Below are 22,655 nucleotides of genomic sequence, written 5' to 3'. Positions count from 1 at the left end.
GCAGCCTGCCGGCGCGCCTCTAGATGCTGCTCGCGCCGGTACATGCATATCTGTAGTGATTCTTTGCGTGCCAAAACGGCGGCGCACCGGGCGCCGCCTTGCTGCCATGCGGCTGCTTACGCCGCCAGCTTGTCGATCAGGCCCATCTCGCTGCTCGACATCAGCTTGTCGATGTCGACCAGGATCAGCATGCGCTCGTCGATGGTACCGAGGCCAATCATGTAGTCGGTCGAGAAGGCGGTGCCCATTTCCGGCGCCGGTTTCACTTGCTCCGGCGTCAGGGTGGTCACGTCGGAAACGCTGTCGACCACCATGCCGACGATGCGTCCACCGATGTTCAGGATGATCACCACCGTGAACTGGTCGTACACGGGCGTGCCCAGGTTGAACTTGATGCGCATGTCGACCACGGGAATGATGATGCCGCGCAGGTTGATCACGCCCTTGATGAATTCAGGCGCGTTGGCGATGCGGGTGACCGCTTCGTAACCACGGATTTCCTGGACCTTCAGGATATCGATGCCGTACTCTTCGAAGCCCAGGGTGAAGGCCAGGAATTCACGTCCGGCGATGTCCTTGCCGTCGCCCGTATTGCTTCCGGATGTTTGTTGAGTATCTGACATGGTGCGTTTTCCTATCTTTTATCTATCGGTATTACGAAAAAATGGACTCGTCGGCTAACTGGCGAGAGGAGCGGATCAGGGCGGCGACATCAAGAATCAGCGACACGCCGCCATCGCCCAGGATGGTGGCGCCGGAAATGCCGACCACCTTGCGGTAATTCGATTCGAGGTTTTTCACCACGACCTGCTGCTGTCCCACCAGGTCGTCGACAAACAGGGCTGCCTTGCGCCCTTCCGTCTCGAGAATCACGCAGATGCCTTCCGATGGACTGGTAAAGCGCGGTGCGATGTCGAACATCTGGTACAGGGGAATCAACGGCAGGTATTCGCCGCGCACTTTCACCACTTGCCCCTTGCCACTGATGTCCTTGATATCCTCAACGGCTGGCTGCAGTGATTCGATGACAAAGCCCAACGGTAAAATATACACTTCATCGCCGACACGGATCGACATGCCGTCCAGGATGGCAAGGGTCAGCGGCAGCGAGATGGAAATCGTCGTACCAAAACCCTTCGCCGAACGGATGTCGACCACGCCGCCCATGGCGCTGATATTGCGCTTGACGACATCCATGCCCACGCCGCGGCCCGACACGTCGGTGACCGCTTCGGCGGTGGAAAAGCCGGGCGCGAAAATCAGCTGCCACACGTCGGCGTCGCTCATCGTCTCGGACACGTCCAGTCCCTGCTGCTGCGCCTTGGCCAGGATGCGCTCGCGGTTCAGTCCCGCGCCATCATCGGATACTTCGATGATGATGTTGCCGCCCTGGTGGCTGGCCGAGAGGAACAAACGGCCGGCCTCGGTCTTGCCGGCGGCCACGCGGGCGGCCGGCATTTCCACACCGTGGTCGATGCTGTTGCGCACCAGGTGCGTCAGCGGATCGACGATGCGTTCGATGAGACCCTTGTCCAGTTCCGTGGCGGCGCCATTGGTGATGAAGTCGACCTTCTTGCCCAACTTGGTCGCCAGGTCGCGCACCATGCGCGGGAAGCGCGAAAAGACGAAATCCATCGGCATCATGCGGATAGACATCACCGCTTCCTGCAAGTCGCGCGTATTGCGCGTCAGGTGGCTGACGCTGTCGAGCAGTTTTTCATGCAGCATCGGGTCGAGCGCGCTGGCGCGCTGCTCGATCATCGCCTGCGTGATCACCAGTTCGCCCACCAGGTTGATCAGCTGGTCGACTTTTTCGATCGAGACGCGGATCGACGACGATTCGGCACCAGCCTTGTCGCCCTCTTTCTTGGCCGGTTTCTTTTCCTGCTCTACCTCGGTCGCGGCGCTCGCCACGGCCGGCACGGCGGCAGCGCCGGCGTTGCCCGCCTTGGCGGCATCGGCACGGATCTGGGCCAAAGGCTGGAAAAAACCGTAGCCCTGTTCGGCCTCGCTCTGCACACCGGCGGCGGCGCGGATATCCTCGAGCGGCTGGAAGAAGCCATAGCCGGGATCCACCGCGCCCTGAGCGGCAGGCGCCCCTGGCAGCGGGTCGAAGAAACCATAACCCTGGGCCTTTTCCTGCGCCGCGCGGGCCGCTTCGGCTTCGCCTGGCGCCAATGGCGGTGCCTGCGTGATCACCATGTCGTCGGGATTGAGCACGAACGAGCAGATGGCCAGGATATCGTCCAGGCTTTCATGCGTCGTCACTTCCAGCACCTTGCGTGCGTCGGCCAGGGTGGACATGGCGACGTCGCCCAGCAAGCCCAGCTCGGCCGCCAGTGCCTCGACTTCGCGCTCCTCCATCTTCGGCAGCTCCAGGCGGTAGCGCTGGCCACCGGCGTGGCTGACGGCTGCTTTTTCCGCCGTATGGAAGGCTGGCGCGACGGGCGTGAGCGCGGCCACGGGCACGTCCTGCGAGAACGACTGCAGCATCATGCGCACATTGGCCACGGCATCCTGGTCGACGGCGCTGCCAAGACGATGGCCGTCGAGCTGCATCTTGAGGATATCCTTGGCGGCCAGAAAAGCGTCGACGTGTTCCGCCGTCAGGGCCATCTGGCCCTGGCGGATGCGGTCGAGCAGCGACTCGAGGATGTGCGTCACCTCGCTCATGTCGCTCAGGCCGAACGTCGATGCGCCGCCCTTGATCGAATGGGCCGTGCGGAAAATGGCATTCAGGTCTTCGGCGTCGGGCGCCGCAATATCGACGGCCAGCAACAGCCGTTCTTTTTCAGCCAGCAGTTCTTCGGCCTCATCGAAAAAGACCTGAAAAAACTGGCTAATATCGATGGTCATAGGGTGACTCCGTCATTTGCATCGTTGCGCTGCGCGGCTGGCATCAGCCGATTACCTTCTTGACCACTTCGATCAGGCGTTGCGGATCGAAGGGCTTGACCAGCCAGCCATTGGCGCCGGCAGCACGTCCTTTCGACTTCATTTCGTCCGACGACTCCGTCGTCAGCATCAGAATGGGCACCTTCTGGTACGTCGGCAGTTCTCGCAGCAACTTGATCAGCTCCAGGCCATCCATGCGCGGCATGTTCTGGTCCGTCAATACCAGGTCCACGGTTTGCAGCTTGGCTTTTTCCAGTCCGTCCTGGCCGTCGACGGCCTCCACCACCTGGTAACCGGCGGCTTTCAGACTGAACGCCACCATCTGGCGCAATGAGCTGGAATCGTCCACTGCAAGTATCGTTTTGGCCATCTTTGCTCCCACTTATTCCGGACATCCTGCCCGAGTATTTGATTAATCAATCCATGCAACCGCAAGTGTTCCGCACTGGCATGCTAGAACAGCTCGATGTCGCCACTTTCCAAATGCTGCTGACTGACAGCCTTGCGCAGCACGCTGCGCAACTCCAGGCTTTGAATCGCCAGCGCCATGCTGACCCGCCCCAGCAAAGCGACAATTTCTTCATTGTCGCTTTCCGGCAACATCTCCGCGCCATGCGAGCCCAAGGTACCGAGGAACTCGCGCAAGCCCGTCACGCGCTTCAAGGTGCGCTCGATCAGCTGACTGGTCATGTCCTGGAACTGCAGGCTGGTGATGGCGGCATTCACGTACCCCCCAACTTCGTCCTGCAATGCCAGCAGTTTTTCCCGCTGCTGCTCGGCCGGAATACCGCCTTCGAGCAGCATGGCGATGGTATCTTGCTGCGCAGCGACGGCTGCGTGTATCGCCATGAAATTGAAGGACAGCTTCTCGATCGCCTCTTCCAGCAAGATGCCGGTCTGCACCAGGTCGGTTTCCACCTCCGTCAAGTGCTTGCGGCCATGGTCCGATACGCCAGACAGCAGGCGCTTTACATGCGAGCCAAGTATTTTCTTTCTTGTCATAAAGGTCTCATTGTTTCAATACACCACGCGTTGACATCCATGCGTGTTATTTTTTCGCCGCTGCCGGGCCGGGAGCGGGTGCCGCCGCAGGCGGCGCACCGGCCGCCAGCCCCGAAGCAACAGCGGCGGAAGCGGCATCGGTCACCGGCAGCTCTATCGCCGATCCATCGCGCAGGACATTTTCTTCCGTGCGTTTGTTCATGACGATGATGCTGATGCGCCGGTTGATCGGATTGAAGGGGTCGAGCTTGTCCAGGTGAGCGGCCGAGCCCAGTCCCACCACGCGCAATACTTTTTCTTCCTTCATGCCGCCAATCACCAGTTCGCGCCGCGACGCATTCGCGCGGTCAGCCGACAATTCCCAGTTGCTGTAGCCGGCATCGCTCATGTAGGGCGTCGAGTCCGTGTGCCCGGACAGGCCGATGCGGTTCGGCACTTCATTGAGCACGGAGCCAATGGCATGCAGAATTTCCTTGGTATATGGTTGCAGATTCGCATTGGCGAGTGCAAACATCGGACGGTTCTGCTCGTCGACGATCTGGATGCGCAAGCCTTCGCTGGTGATATCGAGCAGCAACTGGTTCTTGTATTTTTTCAGCAGGGGATTGGCATCGATGGTCGCTTCGATGCGCGCCTTGAGCGCCTGCAGGCGCTTGCCTTCCTCGCGTTCGAGCGCGGCCTTGGCGGAATTGAGGTCGAACGACTTGCGCTGCTGCTCTTCCTGCGCCTTGCGCACTTGCCCATCCTGGCGCGACAGGTCCTGGCCGCCGCCCTGGATCACGGAATTGCTCTCGCCGCTGCCGGAGCCGCCCGCCATCGCCACTTTCAGGGGTGTCTTGAAAAATTCCGATATGCCGTTCAAGTCGCCCTTCGACGTGGAGCCCAACAGCCACATCAGCAGGAAGAAGGCCATCATGGCCGTGACAAAGTCGGCGTAGGCGATTTTCCACGCCCCGCCATGGTGCCCACCGGCCGTTTTCTTGATGCGCTTGACAATAATCGGGCGCATGCCTTCATCGGCCATGGCGTCCCCCTTCCGTGTGCTGCAAATGACTCATGGTGTTCAGGCGTATGTTCACTGCTTACTTCGTTTTCGATTTCTTGATGTGGTCTTCCAGCTCGTTGAACGTCGGGCGCTCGGTCGAGAACAGGACCTTGCGGCCGAACTCCACGGCCAGCGCCGGCGCATAACCGTTCAGGCTGGCCAGCAGGGTTACTTTCACGCACTGAAACATCTTGCTCGACTCTTCCAGCTTCTGCTCCAGCAGGCTGGCCAGTGGGCCCACGAAACCATAGGCCAGCAAGATGCCGAGGAAGGTGCCGACCAGCGCGTGCGCGATCAGCATGCCAAGCTCGGCTGGGGGTATGCCCACCGATTCCATCGTGTGCACCACGCCCATGACGGCGGCGACGATACCGAAAGCGGGCAAGCCATCGCCCACCTTGGCAATCACGTGGGCTGGCACAGCGCCTTCGTGATGGTGCGTCTCGATTTCGTTGTCCATCAAGTTTTCGATCTGGAAGGCATCCATATTGCCCGATACCATCAGGCGCAGGTAATCGGTCATGAATTCGACGATGTGGTGATCGGCCAGCACGGCCGGATACTTGGAAAACAAAGGACTTTCTTCGGGCTTGTCGATATCGCCTTCGATCGACATCAAGCCTTCCTTGCGCACCTTGCTGAGCACTTCGAACAGCAGCGACATCAGTTCCATGTACAGCTCTTTGGTATAGCGGGAGCCTTTGAACAGGCTGGGCAAGGCGGCGATCGTCGCCTTGATCGCCTTGTTATTGTTACCAACAAGGAAGGCGCCCAGGGCGGCGCCGCCGATCATCAGCAACTCCAGCGGCTGGAACAGCGCCGCCAGATGGCCGCCGGCCAGCGCAAAGCCGCCAAAGACCGAGGCGCAGACGATGATGTATCCGATTATGACTAACAAGTGCCCTGACTCCCAATAATGGCCGGGGCTGTGTGCCCGGCATGTTCAAACCTGTTCCTGCCCTCTGGCGGCTGCGCCGCCGACGAAGACAGCGGCAAAAAAAAGTAACCGGAAGTTAATTGAAATGCCCTGCTTTTCAACGCAATTCCGAGAAAATGCCGTGTGGAACTACAATAACGTGAGATTGCCCTCCGGGCAAGCAAATAACGCAGACAATTGCTTAAAAGCACCATATGTAAAGCAAAGGGCCACCCTCTGTGGCGGCGATGGTCTTATCGGGTTCGCGTGCCGCAATCTGAAATTCGTAACTAAGAAGCATGCTACCGGGCAACATTTCCCTTTCCGCCTTGCCCCACAGGGCCGCCATCGCCGCCGGCGACAGGTAGGCAAAGACCGCATCGTAGCGGCTGAAATCGAGCGCTTCGTAGTCGCCGTGCAGGAAGCGCGCGCGACTTCCCGACAGCCGCGCGCGCAGGCGGCTTGCCAGCCACGGCAGCGGCGCCAGCTCGATGCCGGAAAACTGCCCATCGGGACGGCGTTGCGCGAGGTCCAGCACCAGGCCGCCCAGGCCGCTACCTATATCGACCAGACGCACGCCGGGACGGTCCGCGATCAACTCGGCGACCGCATGCCACACGCGCGGCCCTGACGGATAGAACGGCACTTGGGTACGAAACGTGGACCAATACAGGCTCAGCAGGAAAACAAAGGCCGCCAGGAACACGGCCGGGGGCCAGTGCAGCAGGCTGGCCGCCAGCAGCGCGGGCGCAAACAGCAGTCCGATGGCACACCACCAGCGCGCCAGGCCAGCGCGCCAGGTAATGAGGGCCGACAGCACACCTTGCAGCAAGGCCACGACTGGCAATGACATGACCATCCCTGCGCGCGCCAGGCAATAGACCAATAGCAACATCAAAGGAAAAGCCAGCACCTGGATCAGGATGGCCTTGAGCGCGGGCGCACGCAGGATTTGTTGCAGCATGGGACAGTCGTCGGAGGAAAACGCCAGTGTAAGCGAAAGCAGCATGAAAAAGCCGGAGCCCGGTCTGGCGACCGGCTCCGGCTGGTACGATGCGGAGCAATCTCAGGTGCTTATGCTCGGTGGGCAACAGCGGCCGCTTCATCGCGCGCCTTCTTGGTCTTGCCGGCACGCGAAGGCATGTGGCACAGGCCGCAGACATAATCGGAATTCAGGTCGAGGCAGTTGACGACAAACTTGCCGCCACACTTGCCGCAGGGTGCCATGTCCAGCATTTTGCTGCTGAAAAAGCGCACCAGTGTCCAGGCCCGCGTCAGCGAGAGCAGCGGCTCTTCACCGGCTTCGGGCGGCATCTGCTCCAGATACAGTTTATACGCCTTCATCACGGCTTCGATACCGGTGGCGCCAGCGTGGTCGACAAGGAATTTATGGATATTGATGAACAGCGAGGAATGGATATTCGGCTGCCAGGTGAGGAACCAGTCGGTGGAAAAGGGCAGCATACCCTTGGGCGGCGAGACGCCTTTCAATTCCTTGTACAGGTTCAGCAGGCGTTCGCGCGACAGCGAGACTTCCGTCTCCAGCAGTTGCAGGCGTGCGCCCAGCTGTATCAACTCGATGGCCAGCTGGATTTCTTGCGCTTCCGATACGACACTTTTCTTGGCCATGCTGACTGCTCCGGGACTGACGAGTACTAATCTAAAAACTTAGGCGATTTCTTCGACGCCTTGGCCGGCCATCAGGATAGCGGCATGCGACTGGGCCAGCGAGCGGTCTTTATTATAGTTCGTCAACATACCCAGGATGGCGCTGTCGTCGAAGCGGAAGCGGGCCAGCATCATGTTGCCGCCAGCGAGCTTCAGGATCTGCGCGTTGCTCATGCCTTCGATCAATTCGGCGATTTCAGCGGCGATGCCCAAACGGAAGATGGCCGTTACCTTGTCCGCACGAATCATTTGCTGGGCCAGCATCAGGTAGCTCAGGTTAGCGTCGCGAATCTCAGCCATCATGTCGTTAGCAGTCATTTCCATCTCCTCAATCCGTTGAATTCAGCTGGCGTTGTATGTTGCCAGTGAGATACATTCTGCAGGAGCAACATCAAATGCAACAGAGGCGAAGCACTGTATTTTTGGTCGGGAAATGACGGGCAGGACCGTAGGTGTTTGTCTGACAAACACTACTCGATCATGGTCGCACGCCCGTAGCGGCGCGGATGTGGAAGGTGGCCGCTGTGTGGGATTTACCCAGTTTCAGGCCTGTAAAAAATATCACTTTTTTACAACAACTTGACCAAAGTCAAGTCTGCTTACCTAGATAACGGCTGCCTTGACAGGAACTTTAGGGTTTTTTTGAAAAATATTTAAAAACCCGCATTCTTTTTGGCGGCTTGACGCCGTTCATGTAATCGTTGACGGCGGCGTCGGGCTAAACTTTAGGGTGATTTGAAAATATTTTAAAAAAAACGTGATTTTTTTCGTTGACGCCCGGCAAAGAGATACTTTCCGCACCCCATCCGGGGCGAAAATTCCGCATTTTGGCGGGGATTTGCTACACTGCCTGCTTCCGCACAATACTTTAAGCCTCAAGCAATATCATGCCATTGAGACAAGTATCAACATGAAAGCCACCATGATTTCTCGACACGACTGCAGCGCGCGCGATCTCGACGATCCCCTGGCGCCCCTGCGCCAGCAATTCGACTTGCCGCAAGGCGTGATTTACCTCGATGGCAATTCCCTGGGTGCGCGGCCGAAAGCGGCTCTTGCCCGCGCCCAGCACGTCATCACGGCCGAATGGGGCACCGACCTGATCCGCAGCTGGAATACCGCCGGCTGGTTCGACTTGCCCAAGCGCCTGGGCGACCGCCTGGCCCCCCTGCTGGGCGCCGGCACGGGTGAAGTGGTGATCACCGACACCACCTCCGTCAACCTGTTCAAGGCCCTGGCCGCCGCCCTGCAGATGCAGGCCAGCGATCCCGCGCATGCCGCGCGCAGAATCATCGTCAGCGAACGCAGCAACTTCCCTACCGACCTGTACATGGCGCAAGGTCTTGCCGCCTGGCTCGATCGCGGCTACCAGCTGCGCCTGGTCGACAGCCCCGAGGAGCTGGCGCAGGCCATAGCCGCCGATTGTGCCGTCGCCATGCTCACGCACGTCAACTACCGTACCGGCTACCAGCACGACATGGCAGCCATCAGCAGCCATTGCCACGCGCAAGGCGCGCTGGCGCTGTGGGACCTGGCCCATTCGGCCGGCGCCGTGCCGCTGGACCTGAACGGCGCCGGCGCCGACCTGGCCGTTGGCTGCACCTATAAATACCTGAACGGCGGCCCAGGCTCGCCCGCCTTCATCTGGGTACCCGAAAAACACCAGGCGCGCTTCCGCCAGCCGCTGTCCGGCTGGTGGGGCCACGCTACGCCGTTCGCCATGGATCCGGGCTTTGCGCCCGCCGACGGTATCGCCCGCGCCCTGTGCGGCACGCAGCCCATCGTCTCGCTGGCCCTGGTCGAATGCGGCCTGGAGATCTTTGCGCAGACGAGCATGGAAGCCATCCGGCGCAAGTCGCTGGCTCTGACGGACCTGTTCATCGCCCTGGTGGAACAGCGCTGCGCCAGCCATCCGCTGGGCCTCGTCACGCCGCGCGAGCATGCGCGGCGCGGCAGCCAGGTCAGCTTCACGCATCCGCACGGCTATGCCGTGATGCAGGCGCTGATCGCGCGCGGCGTGATCGGCGACTACCGCGAGCCGGCCATCATGCGCTTCGGTTTCACGCCCCTGTACACGAGCTTTGCCGACGTGTGGGATGCCGTGGAAATCCTGCGCGACATCCTCGACACCCAAGCCTATGACATCGCTGCCAAGCGCGATGCCGTCACCTGAAGCATCCCATGAGCGACGACAAGAATATGAACAAGGAAAACACCAGTGGCTGCCCCATGCATGCGGGCGCCCAGGATGCGCAGTGGCATGGCGCGCAGATGGATTTCAGTGAATCGATGAGCTACGGTAACTACCTGGCACTGGACCGCATCCTGACGGCCCAGCATCCGCTGTCGCCGAACCACAACGAAATGCTGTTCATCGTGCAGCACCAGACGAGCGAACTGTGGATGAAGCTGATGCTGCACGAAATGCACGCCGTGCGCGCCAACCTGCAAAGCGGCGACCTGGCGCCCGCTTTTAAAATGCTGGCCCGCGTGGCGCGCATCATGGACCAGCTGGTGCATGCCTGGGACGTACTGGCCACCATGACGCCACCCGAATACACAGCCATCCGTCCCTACCTGGGCGCCTCGTCCGGCTTCCAGTCCTTCCAGTACCGCGAAATCGAATTCATCCTGGGGAACAAGAACGCCGCCCTGCTGAATGTACATACGACGGCACCCGACACCTACAAAGTGCTCGATGCCGCCCTGCGCTCGCCATCCGTCTACGATGAAGCCATCAAGCTGCTGGCGCGCAGCGGCCTGCCCATCGCGCCCGAGCGCCTGAACGCCGACTGGACCCTGCCAACCACCACCGACGCCTCGGTAAAAGCGACCTGGCTGGAAGTCTACCGCGACCCGTCGAAACACTGGGCCCTGTACGAGCTGGCAGAAAAGCTGGTGGATCTGGAAACGGCCTTCCGCTTCTGGCGCTTCCGCCATGTGACGACGGTGGAACGCATCATCGGCTTCAAGACAGGTACCGGCGGCACGGCGGGCGTGAGCTATTTGCGCAAGATGCTCGACGTGGTATTGTTCCCGGAGCTTTTCGCCCTACGCACCGAACTTTAAGGAGCATCGATGTCGCCTCTCGTCCTGACCCTGGCCGGCCTGTGGAATTCCGGGCCGCAGCACTGGCAAACCCATTGGGAAGCGCGCCACCCGCAATGGTCGCGCGTGCCGCACCGGGAATGGCAGACGCCGGACAAGGACGAATGGGTGGCGGAGCTCGACAGCGCCATCGCCGCCTGCGAGCGCCCGCCCGTGCTGGCCGCGCACAGCCTGGCCTGCGCGCTGGTGGCCCATTGGGCGGCCAGCGGCTCGCCGCACAGGATCGCCGGCGCCTTCCTCGTCGCCCCCAGCGATGTAGAGGCGCCCTCCTATCCCGCCGGCACGACGGGCTTTGCGCCCATGCCGCTGCAAGCCTTGCCGTTTCCCAGCTTGGTGGTGGCCAGCGGTGATGATCCCTATGTCAGCTTCGCGCGGGCACGCGCGTTTGCCGCCGCCTGGGACAGCGATCTCACCATGATCGGCGACGCCGGCCATGTCAATGGCGATGCCGGCTACGGCCCGTGGCCGGAAGGCGAGCATATGCTGCTGGATTTTTGCGCCGCGCACCAGCCCTGAATCGGGGCGCGCACGATAGACCAGTATTTGCCCGCAAGTAAGAACACAGGCAGAATCGTGGCCTTTCCATTGCGGCGCTCTGGCGCCAGCCTCACGATGAAACGTCTGCTTCTGCCCTTGCTGCTTTGCTCCGCCCTCGCCCACGGCGCGTCCTTCTACGAAGGCAAGAGCCTCGCCCATCCCGCCATCAGCGCTTCGCAAGACAGCGGCCTGGATGTCGCCTTTCTCAAGGAAAAAGAAAGCGTCAACGGCTATTACTGCGAGTGCAAGAGCAGCAGCGCGAAACCCGTTTTGCTCGACCAGTTCGGCAATGCCCTCATCCGTTCCGTCTTCTACGCCTCACTGGACAAGGAAACGGACGACAGCGTGCAAACCATGCTGGTGCTGTTCCGCCAGGGCGACAAAAATGGCTTACGCGCCTACCGCTACCATCGCAGCTCCGGCAAATACCGGCGCCTGGACGGCTTGCAGCCGGCACTGAACCGTATCGTGGCGCAAAGCAGCGCTCCCAACGCGGGACAGGTCAAGGCCGCACTGGCGAAACTGGCGCCGATGGACTACAGCGTCCCGCGCGGCAAGAGCGGCAATGCGGACTTCGACGCCATCGACCATACGCAAGGCACCATCGTCGGCTACTACAGCGATGACGGCAAGCCCGTGGCGAGCGGTGGCAAGGACGCCATCACCTACAAGAAAACCTTCCAGAAAAAAGGCGACCGCTATCTCACCGCCAGCTACACCCTGTACAGCGACGCGGGCGCGGGCATCCTGCCCAACTACCGCCTGTGGCAAGTGACGTGGGAGACGATGCCAAAGCAATTCACTGGCAGCGCAGACGGCCCGTCCGTCATTTACAGCCTGGCCTGGGACGATGGCTCGGTGGTCGAACGGGGTCAATACGTGAAAGGCAAGCGCCAGGGCCTGTGGGTACGCGAAGGCATGCACGAAGGAAGCGAAAAGGGACATTTCGTCAACGGCCTGCAGGAAGGCCTGTGGCACTTCGATTATCCCAAACAGAGTGAGAGCGGAATGTACCGGGCCGGCAAGCGCGAAGGCCGCTGGACAATCGTCAACTATGCCGCTGAAGAGGAGGTGACGGGCTTCGACACCTACGCGGGCGGCCAGCTGAATGGGCCGCACGAGCGCAGCATGGGAGGCAAGCTGCAAACGCGCGGCAACTACGTCAACGGCACGCGCCATGGAGCGTGGATCACGGAAGACGGCGACGGCAGCTTTATCGAAGGCTTGCGCGACGGGCCGTGGAAACTCAAGCTCAAGGACAAGGTCACGCAAAGCGTCACTTTCGTGAAAGGCAAAAAACAGGGCGAGGCAGTCGACACGGATGCGCAAGGCGCGCTGCGTCAGCGCGACCATTACCAGGCGGGGGTGCTGGAAGGCGCGCGCACGCGCTATCTGGGTCCTGCCGGCAAGGAATACGTGATCTACACGGCCACCTACCGCAATGGCCAGCTCGATGGCCGCGAACAGGCGTTCGACGACAGCGGCAAAATCCTGCGCCTCGATACGCTGTGGGACAACGGCAAGAAGCAGGGCCTGGACGCGCGCTACTACCCGAACGGCAAGCCGGAGCGCCTGGCCGTCATCGACCAGGGCAGACTCCTCACGCACCTGCGCGAATACTACGAAGACGGCCAGCTGCTCAACGACATCCACCGCTGCACCTTCAAAGAGTACGGCAGCACGCGCGACGACGTATGCGAATACCATCACATGTACTACCCGGACGGCAAGCCGCAGTATTACTACGCCTTCCAGTACGGCCAGCGCCAGGAAGGCTATTCGAACTACCCGAACGGCAAGCGCAAGGACGAACTGCTGGTCGACCGCGCCGCCGACACTTCCGTCGTCAACGCGTATTACGAAAGCGGCCAGCTCAAATGCACGGAACCGCGCAGCGGCCACAGCACACGCACGGTGAATGGCCAGAGCATGATCAGCTACGGCTCGGCCGACCGCGATGGCGACAATATCTGCTACCACCCGAACGGCAAGGTGGCCAGCATTTTCACTTTCCGCAAACGCGTGCTCGTCGATTGCGGCAAGCGCTTCGATGACACGGGCAAGCAGACGTTCCCGGGACCGGAAGGCTGCCCGCCCGCCAGGCAGGTGGACTACCCCATAGGACTGTGACAATGACGCAAGCAAGACAGCCGCAGTACATCCAGAACCCCGAGCGCATCGACGCCGGGGCGATCCGCGCCGCCATCGCGAACGACCAGAACGTGCTGGTGCAGTTCAATGCCCTGGGCGAGCCGGAGCCGCTGCTGGCCGACCTCGACGCCCTGGCCGCTACTTGCGGCACGGCGCTGACCATCCGTATCTACGGTTACGACCCAAGGGTGTTCGATGCCCGCATCCTGCGCGCGCTGCCGCATGTGGCCAGCCTGTCCATCGATTGCCACCGGCAAGCCATCCATCTGGAAGCGTTGGGCGAGCTGCGCCACCTGAAGCGCCTGAGCCTGGGCGTGTACGAGCTGGCGCAAGCCGACATCCTGCAGCTGGAAAATTTACGCGGCCTCGAATACCTGAACCTGGGCGAGGCGGCCAGGAACAATATCGATCTGGCCCCCCTGCGCCACTATGCGCATCTGGCCAGCCTGGTCATCGAGGGCCACCACCAGCATATCGACACCCTGGCTGGCCTGCCGGCGCTGCATGCGCTGTCGCTGTACCGCATCAAAAACAAGGTGCCGCTGGATTTCATATCGGAAATGGCCCGCCTGGACAGGCTGCTGTTGCAGCTGGGTGGCCGCGAATCGCTCGCGCACATCGAGGCGCCGCTGTTGAAGAAACTGGAAGTGATACGTGTGCGCGGCCTGGAAACGCTGGGCGATATTGGCCGTTTCCCCTTCCTGCAGGCGCTATGGGTGGAAGACCAGATCAAGCTGCGGCAGATCGCACTGGGCCCCAATCCCATGCTCGAACGCCTGGACCTGCACACCTGCAAGACGCTCGACAGCCTGCCCGGCCTCGCCACACTGCCCACCTTGCGCCAGCTGTCGGCATCCGAGACCATGCTCGACATCGACGCGCTGCTGGCGCATGGTTTGCCCGCGTCCCTGACGCATGCGCGCCTGCGCACCGGCAGGAAAACACGCGATGACGCCATCGCCGCGCAGCTGGCGCAACTGGGCTACGACAAGGCGCGCTTCTATTGATGCTAGCGGCTGGCCGCCAGCTTGCGCTGCCACAGCGCCACGTCGATCATCACGCCGTCCGCACCCGTGTTGCGGATGTAGACGCGGTAGCTGCCCTGCCCCATGTCGCCATCGAGGTAAGCAGTGCGTTCGTTGCGCTGGAGCCGGGCGCCCTTGGCCAGCTGGCGGTAGCGTTCCACCACCGCATCGAAACTGGCGTAGCTGCGCAGCGCCACTTCCAGGTCGCGCGGCGGGCGGCCTTCGGCATGATCCAGCACATTGTCCTGTTTCTTGCCCTTGAGCGTGAGCGGATAGGCAAATATGCCCGCGCCGGCCGAGGTCAGCACCGTGGATTTATCAAGCAGCAGCGGCAAGAGCGCCGGCGGATACGCGGGCGGCAGCTGGGCGCGGTTCCAGCCCGGCAAGGCCGGCTGCGCCAGCACATATTCGACGCTGGAGATCTTCTGCCCATCGGCGCCCGCTTCCTTGTCGCCCGCGATCAGCGCCAGCATGGGCGGCAATTGCCGGGACCAGGCCAGCAAGGGCGCCGCTTCGCCGACCAGCATGCCCTTGCGGTGGAACACCGTCAGCACTGCATTCGGGTCGGGATTGCAGACTTTCGCCAGCGGCTGGCCCTCAAGGCGGCAATGCCCGTTGACCAGGCCAAAGGCGATGATGGCGCCACGCTTGTCGAGCAGCATGGCGCCCCGTTCACGGCCCTGCTTGCGGTCATTCATCGACGCCAGCAACTGGCGGCCATCGGCCAGTACGGTGCGCGTGGCGTCGCGCTTTTCGCTGATCGCTTCAAGCGCCTGCGCCAGCAGCAGTTCATCGTCTTCCGTGTAGCTGCCGCGCGCATAGCCAAAGAAATCGAACAGGGCCGCACGCACCTGCGCATCGTCGCTCAGGCGCGGCAAGGGACCGCCGGCCGCCAGGGAAGACAGGCTTTTCCCGGCAGGCGCCGAGGGTGCCGCCGTGGCGCGGGCGGGCTGGGAAAGGACGCAGGCCGCTGCCAGCAAGGCGCAGCCCAGGGTGCGGTAATTCGAAAAGATGATATGCATGATTCTGTCTGTCGGGAATTTGGCCGCTGTGACGGCCACGCATGACGCGCCGCTGATTCTAGCATGGCGCCAGCCCCCATGCGGTGCGGCTGGCGGACGGCGGGTGTGCCGGTGCGGCTGTTATGATGGCCGCAATGACGATCTCTCCCCCCGCCTCGACACTGCTTGTCCTCCTGCCCGGCATGGATGGTACGGCCCGACTTTTTCACCATTTTGATGCCGCCTTGCGCGCGCAAGCCGCCATCGACACCCGGGCCATCGCTTATCCGGCAGCACCGCTGGACTATGCGGCACTGGAAGCGTTCGTGCGCGAACGCTTGCCGTGCGACCGCCCTTTCGTACTGCTGGCCGAATCGTTTTCGGGACCGCTGGGGGCAGCTTTGCGCGCCGATCCGCCGCCCGGCATGCGCGCCCTGATCCTGTGCTGTTCCTTCGTGCGCAATCCGCGCCCGATGCTGGCGCCACTGCGCCACCTGCTGGACCTCGTCCCCTTTGGCGCCCTGCCCGGCTTCGCCCTGCGCCAGGCGCTGCTGGCGCCCTACGCCACGCCGCCACTGCAGGCGGAACTGGCAGCGGCGCTGGCGCAGGTGCCGCCCAGCGTGCTGCGCCAGCGCCTGCGAGCCGTGCTGGAAACAGATGCCTCTCCCAGCTTCGCGCGCGGCAGCCTGCCCGTGCTGTATCTGCGCGCCCGCCATGACCGCCTGGTGCCGCCGGCAAACGCCCTGCAGATACTGCGGCAGGCAGCGGGCGCGCAGCTGGTCGATATCGCCGCGCCGCACATGCTGCTGCAAGCGGCACCGGAAGCGGCCGCCGGCGCGGTCGCCGCCTTTCTCACGGGTCTGTCAGCCCCGCAGGCGCCCAACTAAACGTGAACTGGCCAGCACGGCCAGCCAGCTCAAGGCGCCCGACAGCACGCTGAAATAGATGGCGCGCAACGGATGCTGGGGCAGCAGATACGCGAACACCGCCGCACCCAGCAAGCCGCACAGCAGCGGTTTCACCCTGCCGGGCGGCAGCAGCGCCAGCAGCAGATTCGTCGCCGCATACACATAGAACACCAGCAGCAAGGCCAGGCCACCGGCCACGCCGCGCGAACCGAGGCTGCCAAACAGCTGCGTGTACAGGTAAAAACCCAGCCAGCTCAATACAATAAACAGCAGGCAGCCCAGCGCGTGCGCGCCCAGGCCCGCCATCAAGCGGATTTTCATGAGACTCCCAAAAGAAAAAGCCGGCCCTTTCACGAAGAAAGGGCCGGCTTGATTACGTCGACAGCAAAGCGATTACTTCGCCGTATTGAGCAGCAATTCGTTCAGGCGCTTGACGAAACTGGCAGGATCGGCCAGCGAGCCGCCCTCGGCCAGCATGGCCTGGTCGAACAGGATGTTGGCCCAGTCGCCGAATTTGCCGCCTTGCGCGTCTTCGTACTTCAGACGCGTTACCAGCGGGTGGTTAGGGTTGATCTCCAGAATCGGCTTCGATTCCGGCGCGCTCTGGCCCGCCGCCTTCAGCATGCGCAGCAGGTTGCCCGACAATTCGTTTTCATCGGCCACCAGGCAGGCTGGCGAATCGGTCAGGCGGAACGTCACGCGCACGTCCTTGGCCTTGTCGGCCAGCACGGTCTTCATTTTGCCCACCAGGTCGGCGTACGAGGTTTCCGTTTCTTCGTGCTCTTTCTTTTCCGCTTCGTCTTCCAGCGCGCCCAGGTCCAGGCCACCTTTTGCGACGGAGACCAGTTCCTTGCCTTCGAAATCCTGCAGGAAGGACAGCATCCATTCATCGACGCGATCCGTCAGCAGCAGCACTTCGACGCCTTTCTTGCGGAAGATCTCCAGGTGCGGGCTGTTCTTGGCGGCGGCGTAATTGTCAGCCGTGACGTAATAAATCTTGTCCTGGCCTTCCTTCATGCGCGCCACGTAGTCGGCGAACGCGGTGATTTGCGCGTCGCTGTCATTGGCGGTCGAGGCAAAGCGCAGCAGCTTGGCCAGGCGTTCCTTGTTGGCCGCGTCTTCGCCAATGCCTTCTTTCAGCACCTGGCCGAATTCCTTCCAGAAAGCGGCGTACTTGTCCTTCTTGTCCTGCTCGTCCGCGTTCGCCAATTCTTCCAGCATGCCCAGCACGCGCTTGGTCGAGCCTTCGCGGATGACTTTCACATCGCGCGATTCCTGCAAGATTTCACGCGACACGTTCAGCGGCAGGTCGGCCGAATCGATCACCCCGCGCACGAAGCGCAAATAGGTCGGCATCAGCTGCTCGGCATCGTCCATGATGAAGACGCGCTTGACGTACAGCTTGATGCCGCCGCGCTTGTTACGGTCCCACATGTCGAACGGCGCCTTGGCCGGGATGTACAGCAGCTGCGTGTATTCGCTGCGCCCTTCCACGCGGTTATGCGTGTGCGTCAGCGGCGACTGGAAGTCGTGCGACACGTGCTTGTAAAATTCGTCGTACTGTTCCGGCGTGATGTCGGCCTTGTTGCGGGCCCACAGGGCGCTGGCCTGGTTGACGGTTTCGAATTCGTCCTTCAGGACGGTTTCTTTTTTCTCCTCGTCCCACTCTTCCTTCTGCATCACGATCGGCAGCGAGATATGGTCCGAGTATTTGCGGATGATGGACTTGATCTTCCAGCTCGACAGCAATTCGTCCTCGCCTTCGCGCAGGTGCAGGATGATGTCCGTGCCGCGCGACGGCTTGTCGATGTTCTCGATGCTGTAGTCGCCTTCGCCAGCCGACTCCCAGCGCACGCCTTCAGCAGCTTGTGCGCCGGCGCGGCGCGTTTCGACGGTGATCTTGTCGGCCACGATGAAGCCCGAATAGAAGCCCACGCCGAACTGGCCGATCAGGGCCGCGTCCTGCTGCTGGTCGCCCGACAACTTGCCGAAGAATTCCTTGGTGCCCGACTTGGCGATGGTGCCCAGGTGCGAGATCGCCTCGTCACGGGTCATGCCGATGCCATTGTCGGAAATGGTGATGGTGCGCGCATCCTTGTCGAAGCTGACCTTGATCTTCAATTCGTGATCGTTGCCATACAGGGCATCGTTATCGATCGCTTCGAAGCGCAATTTGTCGGCCGCGTCGGAAGCGTTCGAAATCAATTCGCGCAGGAAGATTTCCTTGTTCGAGTACAGGGAATGGATCATCAGGTGCAGCATTTGCTTCACTTCGGTCTGAAAACCCAGGGTTTGCTTTTCGGAGACAGCCATTTTTACCTCATAGTCTTGTGGATGGGACGGATTCTACGGAGTTGGGGATGGTACAAGCGATTTCAAGAGCCCCGGCCGAATGTCCTGCAATGTCCTGTTTATCCCAGTGCGCGGGCGAAAAATGCCCATATGCGCTCGTCCTGCACCGTGGCCAGGTTCAGGCGCATGCGGGTGGACGGCAGCTGGCGCGGCGAAAACAGGCTGCCCGGCGCCAGTACCAGCCCCTCGGCCAGCGCCTTTTCAGCCAGCACATTCGTGTCGCAGCCCGCGTCCGCCCACACGAACATGCCAGCCGGCGCCGGCTCGAAGCGCAAGCCCGCCTGCTCGACCTTGCGGTAAGTTCTCTCGCGCACATTGTCGAGCCGCGCGCGCAGACGCTCCGCATGCTTGCGGTACAGGCCCTGCGAGAGGATTTTATACACCACGCGCTCGCCGATGTCGCCGGTGGTCAGGGTAGCCAGCATCTTGCGGTCGGCCAGGCGCTGCGCCCGCTCCGGCGACGTGGCGATGAAGCCCACCCGCAGGTTCGCCGCCAGGCTCTTGGAAAAGCCGCCCAGATAGATCACGCGGCGCAGCTGGTCCAGTGCAGCCAGGCGCGTGGCCGGCTGTACCGCGCCGCCCGGGTGCATGTCGCAATAGATATCATCCTCGACGAGCAGGAAATCGTGCTGTTCGGCCAGGCGCAGCACCTGGAAAGCCTTGGCTGCCGACAGCGACGTCGAGCTGGGGTTGTGCAGCACCGAATTGATCACATACAGCTTGGGGCGGTGCAAGGCCGCCAGTTCGGCCAGCACGGCGATATCGGGGCCGTCACTCAGGCGAGGAATGCCGATGACGTTCATGCCCATGGCGGCAAAGGCGCCGAACATCAGCCAATACGCAGGATCGTCGACGAAAATGGTTTCGCCAGGGCGGACAAATTCGCGCGCCACCAGGTCCAGCGCCTGCATCACGCCCACCGTGGTGACGATCTGCTCGGGCGGACAGGCGATTTCCAGCCCCGCCAGTTTCAGTTGCAACTGCTGGCGCAGCGGCAGGAAACCCTGCGGCGCGCCATACCCCAGCAGCAAGTTGCCGGGCTGGCGGCTGACGTCGCGCAAGGCGCGCGCCACCAGGTCGCCGTCCAGCCACTCGGCGGGCAGCATGCCGGAGCCGGGCGCGGGGATGACCGGCGTCTGGCGGAACATGTTTCGGATCAGCCAGACCACGTCCATAGTCTGCGCTGCCGCATCCTGCGCGCCAGCCGGTGGCGCCGGCGCGTTCAATGGCGAGCGCTCGCGCACGAAAAAGCCGGCGCCGCGCCGCGATTCGAGGTAGCCGCGCGCCACCAGCTTGTCGTAGCTGGCCACCACCGTGGCGCACGACACGTTCAGCTTGGCGGCGCACTGGCGGATCGAGGGCATGCGCGCGCCGCCGCGCAGCAGCTTGTCGTCGATGCGTGCCGCCAGTGAACGCACGATCTGGTCGATCAGCGTTTCGCCCGAGGCGCGCGACAGCAAAGGAAGTGTATGACTCATTTGACCATTACAGTATGTGAAATTATGCGTGGAAGTGTACTTGTACTGTATTGCAATTGAGCTCTAGGATAACAGTACGGGGCGGATTTATCCACCCTGCCCATAGACCCATGCCACCGTATCAGGACAGCCATGCCATCGCACGCCACCACCTCCCCTAGCCACCCCCTGCGCCTCGACACCGACCGCAAAGGCCTGTTGCTGGGCCTCATCGCCGTCATCCTCTTCAGCCTGACCCTGCCTTTTACGCGCATGGCGGTGGCCGAACTCGACCCCACCTTTGTCGCCCTGGGGCGCGCCCTGGTGGCTGCCTGCCTGGCCGGCCTGTGGCTATGGCAGCAGCGCGCACCCTTGCCCCGCCGCGAACAATGGATGCCGCTGGCGCTCGTGTCGCTGGGCTGCGTGCTGGGCTTCCCCTGGCTGACATCGATCGCCATGCGCAGCCTGCCCGCCTCGCACGGTGCCGTGCTGGTGGGCATTTTGCCGCTGGCCACCGCCGTGTTTGCCGTGCTGCGCGGCAAGGAACGCCCTTCCCCGGGCTTCTGGCTGATGGCCCTGCTCGGCACGGCGCTGGTGGTGGCGTTCGCACTGCGCCAGGGCGGCGGCAGCTTCCACCTGGCCGACTGCCTGATCTTTGCCGCCGTGCTGCTGGCTGCACTCGGCTATGCCGAAGGGGGGCGCCTGGCGCAAGCCATGCCGGGCCAGCATGTAATTTCCTGGGCGCTGCTGCTGGCCGTGCCGTTTGTCTTGCCCGTGGTGCTGTGGAACGCCTGGCCGCAGCGCGCGCTGATGGCGCAGGCCAGCGGCGCGGCCTGGCTGGGCTTTGCCTATATCTCCGTATTTTCCATGTTTATCGGCTTCTTTTTCTGGTACCGGGGCATGGCGCTGGGCGGCGTGGCCCGCGTGGGACAGACGCAGCTGCTACAGCCCTTCCTCACGCTGGTGGGCGCGGCCGTGCTGCTGAACGAGCCATTGACGGGCGAAAGCCTGCTGTTTGCCGGTGCCGTGATCGCCGTGGTGGCCATCGGACGCAAGCTGAAATAGGCTGGCCTGACGCCCGTTTGCAACGCCCTTGCGCGTGCAGATGGGCAGAGCGGCGTGCAAGCCGTACAATACTGCAGCACCATGGCGACGCCTATCCGGCGCCGCTTGCGCACGCACCGCCACAAGCGGGCCAACAAATCCAGCCGGCGCAGCTCGGCATCTTCTGTGAGACTCGTATGAAAATTGAAAATCCGAATCCGATCCAATGGCGCTTTGCCGAACGCGCGGAACAGCTGCAAAGCTCGTTCATCCGCGAAATCCTGAAGATCACGCAGCGTCCCGAGATCATCTCGTTTGCCGGCGGCCTGCCCTCGCCCGCCACCTTCCCCGTGGAAGAAATGAAGACCGCCTTCGACAAGGTCCTGTCCAATAATGGCAAGGTGGCCCTGCAATACGGCCCCACCGACGGCTACCTGCCGCTGCGCCAGTGGATCGCCGACTCCTTGTCCAGCAATGGCAGCACCATCCTTCCGGAACAAGTGCTGATGACGTCCGGCTCGCAGCAGGCGCTGGACTTGCTGGGCAAGGTGCTGATCGATGAAGGCAGCCGCGTACTGGTGGAAACTCCCAGCTACCTGGGCGCGCTGCAGGCGTTTTCCGTCTATCGCCCCGAATTCGTTTCCGTCGACACCGATGACGAAGGCCTGGTGCCGTCGTCGATCGACCCCGTCGCCGATGGCGCGCGCCTGCTGTACGCGCTGCCGAACTTCCAGAACCCGACGGGCCGCAGCCTGTCCGTGGCGCGCCGCGTGGAACTGGTGGAAACCTGCGCCCGCCACGGCCTGCCGCTGATCGAGGATGATCCATACGGCGCCCTGAGCTACAGCGGCGAGCCGTATCCGAAGATGATCAACATGAATCCGGACGGCGTCATCTACATGGGCTCGTTCTCCAAGGTGCTCACGCCCGGCATCCGCCTCGGCTACGTCGTGGCGCCGATGCCGCTGGTGCGCCGTTTGGAACTGGCCAAGCAGGCGGCCGACCTGCACACGTCCCAGCTGACGCAGATGGTCGTGCATGAAGTCATCAAGGATGGCTTCCTGGACCGGCATATCCCCAGCATCCGCAGCTTGTACGGCAACCAGTGCCAGGCCATGCTGTCGGCGCTGGACGAGCACTTCCCGGCCGGCGTCACCTGGACGAAGCCTGAAGGCGGCATGTTCATCTGGGTCACCCTGCCGAAACACATCGACGCCATGAAACTGCTCGATGAAGCCATCGCCAACAAGGTCGCCTTCGTGCCAGGCGCGCCGTTCTATGCAAACACGCCGGAAACGCACACCCTGCGCCTGTCCTTCGTTACGGTGCCGCCGGAACGCATCCGCGAGGGTATCGCCATTCTGGGCAAACTGATCGCCGCAAAAATGTAATTCCACTCCTCACGCCCCGCCTGACGCGGGGCGTGTCACTGCTGCCCCAGCACCAAGGGGCACGCGTCTTTTCCGCCTAAAAACCGCCATCACGATAACTACTGCGTGTATATATTCTTAAAAATATCATAAAAACAATATAAGAATAATATTTT

Annotated in this window: 21 protein-coding genes; 8 read left to right on the top strand and 13 right to left on the bottom strand. The window is 62.1% G+C overall.

Going from position 1 to position 22,655, the window contains the following annotated elements; all coding sequences use genetic code 11:
- Positions 1 to 116: 116 nt before the first annotated feature.
- The 9 genes from CLU92_RS01915 to flhD form a co-directional block, all read right to left on the bottom strand.
- The gene (locus tag CLU92_RS01915; protein ID WP_101480498.1) at positions 117 to 623 is read right to left on the bottom strand and encodes a chemotaxis protein CheW; all 507 of its coding nucleotides are present in this window, start codon (positions 621 to 623) and stop codon (positions 117 to 119) included.
- Between the two features lie 31 nt (positions 624 to 654).
- A complete protein-coding gene (gene cheA / locus CLU92_RS01910; RefSeq protein ID WP_101480497.1) occupies positions 655 to 2,856 on the bottom strand; it encodes a chemotaxis protein CheA in 2,202 nt (733 codons plus the stop codon).
- A gap of 43 nt (positions 2,857 to 2,899) precedes the next feature.
- The gene (locus tag CLU92_RS01905; RefSeq protein WP_034758362.1) at positions 2,900 to 3,265 is read right to left on the bottom strand and encodes a response regulator; all 366 of its coding nucleotides are present in this window, start codon (positions 3,263 to 3,265) and stop codon (positions 2,900 to 2,902) included.
- 83 nt (positions 3,266 to 3,348) lie between these two features.
- Positions 3,349 to 3,897 carry a chemotaxis protein gene (locus CLU92_RS01900; RefSeq protein ID WP_101480496.1) on the bottom strand — a complete coding sequence of 183 codons (549 nt, stop codon included), beginning with the start codon at positions 3,895 to 3,897 and terminating at the stop codon, positions 3,349 to 3,351.
- Positions 3,898 to 3,943: 46 nt separating this feature from the next.
- Complete coding sequence (gene motB, locus CLU92_RS01895; RefSeq protein ID WP_101480495.1) at positions 3,944 to 4,921, bottom strand: flagellar motor protein MotB; 978 nt, start codon at positions 4,919 to 4,921, stop codon at positions 3,944 to 3,946.
- Positions 4,922 to 4,979: 58 nt separating this feature from the next.
- Positions 4,980 to 5,840: a flagellar motor stator protein MotA gene (motA, locus tag CLU92_RS01890; RefSeq protein ID WP_077401985.1), complete on the bottom strand. Its 861-nt coding sequence runs from the start codon at positions 5,838 to 5,840 to the stop codon at positions 4,980 to 4,982.
- 220 nt (positions 5,841 to 6,060) lie between these two features.
- A complete protein-coding gene (locus CLU92_RS01885) occupies positions 6,061 to 6,867 on the bottom strand; it encodes a cyclopropane-fatty-acyl-phospholipid synthase family protein (protein ID WP_257560853.1) in 807 nt (268 codons plus the stop codon).
- A gap of 65 nt (positions 6,868 to 6,932) precedes the next feature.
- The gene (gene flhC / locus CLU92_RS01880) at positions 6,933 to 7,487 is read right to left on the bottom strand and encodes a flagellar transcriptional regulator FlhC (RefSeq protein WP_101480493.1); all 555 of its coding nucleotides are present in this window, start codon (positions 7,485 to 7,487) and stop codon (positions 6,933 to 6,935) included.
- Positions 7,488 to 7,526: 39 nt separating this feature from the next.
- Entirely contained in the window at positions 7,527 to 7,844 is a 318-nt protein-coding gene (gene flhD / locus CLU92_RS01875; protein WP_034758381.1) for a flagellar transcriptional regulator FlhD, read from the bottom strand.
- Between the two features lie 604 nt (positions 7,845 to 8,448).
- Here flhD and kynU point away from each other — a divergent pair.
- From kynU to CLU92_RS01850, 5 genes are all read left to right on the top strand, one after another.
- Positions 8,449 to 9,699 carry a kynureninase gene (gene kynU / locus CLU92_RS01870; protein ID WP_101484447.1) on the top strand — a complete coding sequence of 417 codons (1,251 nt, stop codon included), beginning with the start codon at positions 8,449 to 8,451 and terminating at the stop codon, positions 9,697 to 9,699.
- A gap of 8 nt (positions 9,700 to 9,707) precedes the next feature.
- Positions 9,708 to 10,595 carry a tryptophan 2,3-dioxygenase gene (gene kynA, locus CLU92_RS01865; RefSeq protein WP_101480492.1) on the top strand — a complete coding sequence of 296 codons (888 nt, stop codon included), beginning with the start codon at positions 9,708 to 9,710 and terminating at the stop codon, positions 10,593 to 10,595.
- Between the two features lie 9 nt (positions 10,596 to 10,604).
- Complete coding sequence (locus tag CLU92_RS01860; RefSeq protein ID WP_101480491.1) at positions 10,605 to 11,150, top strand: alpha/beta hydrolase; 546 nt, start codon at positions 10,605 to 10,607, stop codon at positions 11,148 to 11,150.
- Between the two features lie 96 nt (positions 11,151 to 11,246).
- On the top strand, positions 11,247 to 13,301 hold the full coding sequence (locus CLU92_RS01855; RefSeq protein ID WP_143452513.1) for a toxin-antitoxin system YwqK family antitoxin: 2,055 nt from the start codon (positions 11,247 to 11,249) through the stop codon (positions 13,299 to 13,301).
- Between the two features lie 2 nt (positions 13,302 to 13,303).
- Positions 13,304 to 14,329, top strand: coding sequence for a hypothetical protein (locus CLU92_RS01850; RefSeq protein WP_101480489.1), 1,026 nt, complete (start codon positions 13,304 to 13,306; stop codon positions 14,327 to 14,329).
- 2 nt (positions 14,330 to 14,331) lie between these two features.
- Here CLU92_RS01850 and CLU92_RS01845 read toward each other — a convergent pair whose 3' ends face one another.
- Positions 14,332 to 15,369 (bottom strand): hypothetical protein, encoded by a 1,038-nt coding sequence (locus tag CLU92_RS01845; RefSeq protein WP_101480488.1) that lies wholly within the window; start codon positions 15,367 to 15,369, stop codon positions 14,332 to 14,334.
- Between the two features lie 134 nt (positions 15,370 to 15,503).
- Here CLU92_RS01845 and CLU92_RS01840 point away from each other — a divergent pair, with 134 nt between their 5' ends.
- The gene (locus tag CLU92_RS01840; RefSeq protein ID WP_101480487.1) at positions 15,504 to 16,235 is read left to right on the top strand and encodes an alpha/beta fold hydrolase; all 732 of its coding nucleotides are present in this window, start codon (positions 15,504 to 15,506) and stop codon (positions 16,233 to 16,235) included.
- On the opposite strand, the gene CLU92_RS01835 is transcribed toward CLU92_RS01840, so the two are convergent.
- The 3 genes from CLU92_RS01835 to CLU92_RS01825 all read right to left on the bottom strand — a co-directional run bounded on the left by CLU92_RS01835 (position 16,212) and on the right by CLU92_RS01825 (position 20,086).
- A complete protein-coding gene (locus CLU92_RS01835; RefSeq protein ID WP_101480486.1) occupies positions 16,212 to 16,577 on the bottom strand; it encodes a hypothetical protein in 366 nt (121 codons plus the stop codon). The two genes, CLU92_RS01840 and CLU92_RS01835, sit on opposite strands and share 24 nt — an antisense overlap.
- Positions 16,578 to 16,649: 72 nt before the next feature.
- Positions 16,650 to 18,569 (bottom strand): molecular chaperone HtpG, encoded by a 1,920-nt coding sequence (gene htpG / locus CLU92_RS01830; protein WP_101480485.1) that lies wholly within the window; start codon positions 18,567 to 18,569, stop codon positions 16,650 to 16,652.
- A gap of 98 nt (positions 18,570 to 18,667) precedes the next feature.
- Complete coding sequence (locus CLU92_RS01825; RefSeq protein ID WP_257560847.1) at positions 18,668 to 20,086, bottom strand: PLP-dependent aminotransferase family protein; 1,419 nt, start codon at positions 20,084 to 20,086, stop codon at positions 18,668 to 18,670.
- Between the two features lie 132 nt (positions 20,087 to 20,218).
- On the opposite strand from CLU92_RS01825, the gene CLU92_RS01820 reads away from it, so the two are divergent.
- Positions 20,219 to 21,130, top strand: a complete 912-nt coding sequence (locus tag CLU92_RS01820; RefSeq protein WP_101480483.1) for a DMT family transporter — start codon at positions 20,219 to 20,221, stop codon at positions 21,128 to 21,130.
- A 176-nt stretch (positions 21,131 to 21,306) separates the two neighbouring features.
- A complete protein-coding gene (locus CLU92_RS01815; RefSeq protein ID WP_101480482.1) occupies positions 21,307 to 22,500 on the top strand; it encodes a PLP-dependent aminotransferase family protein in 1,194 nt (397 codons plus the stop codon).
- The last annotated feature ends 155 nt before the right edge of the window (positions 22,501 to 22,655 follow it).

The sequence above is a fragment of the Janthinobacterium sp. 61 genome, assembly GCF_002846335.1.
GTDB lineage: Bacteria > Pseudomonadota > Gammaproteobacteria > Burkholderiales > Burkholderiaceae_D > Janthinobacterium.
Note: the sequence above shows the minus strand (reverse complement) of the source record. Positions and strands in the feature narration are given on the sequence as shown.

Bases quoted from the DNA above. Each gene is read 5' to 3' on its own strand.
- CLU92_RS01915 (WP_101480498.1), bottom strand. From the start codon at position 623: ATGTCAGATACTCAACAAACATCCGGAAGCAATACGGGCGACGGCAAG.
- cheA (WP_101480497.1), bottom strand. From the start codon at position 2,856: ATGACCATCGATATTAGCCAGTTTTTTCAGGTCTTTTTCGATGAGGCC.
- CLU92_RS01905 (WP_034758362.1), bottom strand. From the start codon at position 3,265: ATGGCCAAAACGATACTTGCAGTGGACGATTCCAGCTCATTGCGCCAG.
- CLU92_RS01900 (WP_101480496.1), bottom strand. From the start codon at position 3,897: ATGACAAGAAAGAAAATACTTGGCTCGCATGTAAAGCGCCTGCTGTCT.
- motB (WP_101480495.1), bottom strand. From the start codon at position 4,921: ATGGCCGATGAAGGCATGCGCCCGATTATTGTCAAGCGCATCAAGAAA.
- CLU92_RS01885 (WP_257560853.1), bottom strand. From the start codon at position 6,867: ATGCTGCTTTCGCTTACACTGGCGTTTTCCTCCGACGACTGTCCCATG.
- flhC (WP_101480493.1), bottom strand. From the start codon at position 7,487: ATGGCCAAGAAAAGTGTCGTATCGGAAGCGCAAGAAATCCAGCTGGCC.
- flhD (WP_034758381.1), bottom strand. From the start codon at position 7,844: ATGACTGCTAACGACATGATGGCTGAGATTCGCGACGCTAACCTGAGC.
- kynU (WP_101484447.1), top strand. From the start codon at position 8,449: ATGATTTCTCGACACGACTGCAGCGCGCGCGATCTCGACGATCCCCTG.
- kynA (WP_101480492.1), top strand. From the start codon at position 9,708: ATGAGCGACGACAAGAATATGAACAAGGAAAACACCAGTGGCTGCCCC.
- CLU92_RS01860 (WP_101480491.1), top strand. From the start codon at position 10,605: ATGTCGCCTCTCGTCCTGACCCTGGCCGGCCTGTGGAATTCCGGGCCG.
- CLU92_RS01855 (WP_143452513.1), top strand. From the start codon at position 11,247: ATGAAACGTCTGCTTCTGCCCTTGCTGCTTTGCTCCGCCCTCGCCCAC.
- CLU92_RS01850 (WP_101480489.1), top strand. From the start codon at position 13,304: ATGACGCAAGCAAGACAGCCGCAGTACATCCAGAACCCCGAGCGCATC.
- CLU92_RS01845 (WP_101480488.1), bottom strand. From the start codon at position 15,369: ATGCATATCATCTTTTCGAATTACCGCACCCTGGGCTGCGCCTTGCTG.
- CLU92_RS01840 (WP_101480487.1), top strand. From the start codon at position 15,504: ATGACGATCTCTCCCCCCGCCTCGACACTGCTTGTCCTCCTGCCCGGC.
- CLU92_RS01835 (WP_101480486.1), bottom strand. From the start codon at position 16,577: ATGAAAATCCGCTTGATGGCGGGCCTGGGCGCGCACGCGCTGGGCTGC.
- htpG (WP_101480485.1), bottom strand. From the start codon at position 18,569: ATGGCTGTCTCCGAAAAGCAAACCCTGGGTTTTCAGACCGAAGTGAAG.
- CLU92_RS01825 (WP_257560847.1), bottom strand. From the start codon at position 20,086: ATGAGTCATACACTTCCTTTGCTGTCGCGCGCCTCGGGCGAAACGCTG.
- CLU92_RS01820 (WP_101480483.1), top strand. From the start codon at position 20,219: ATGCCATCGCACGCCACCACCTCCCCTAGCCACCCCCTGCGCCTCGAC.
- CLU92_RS01815 (WP_101480482.1), top strand. From the start codon at position 21,307: ATGAAAATTGAAAATCCGAATCCGATCCAATGGCGCTTTGCCGAACGC.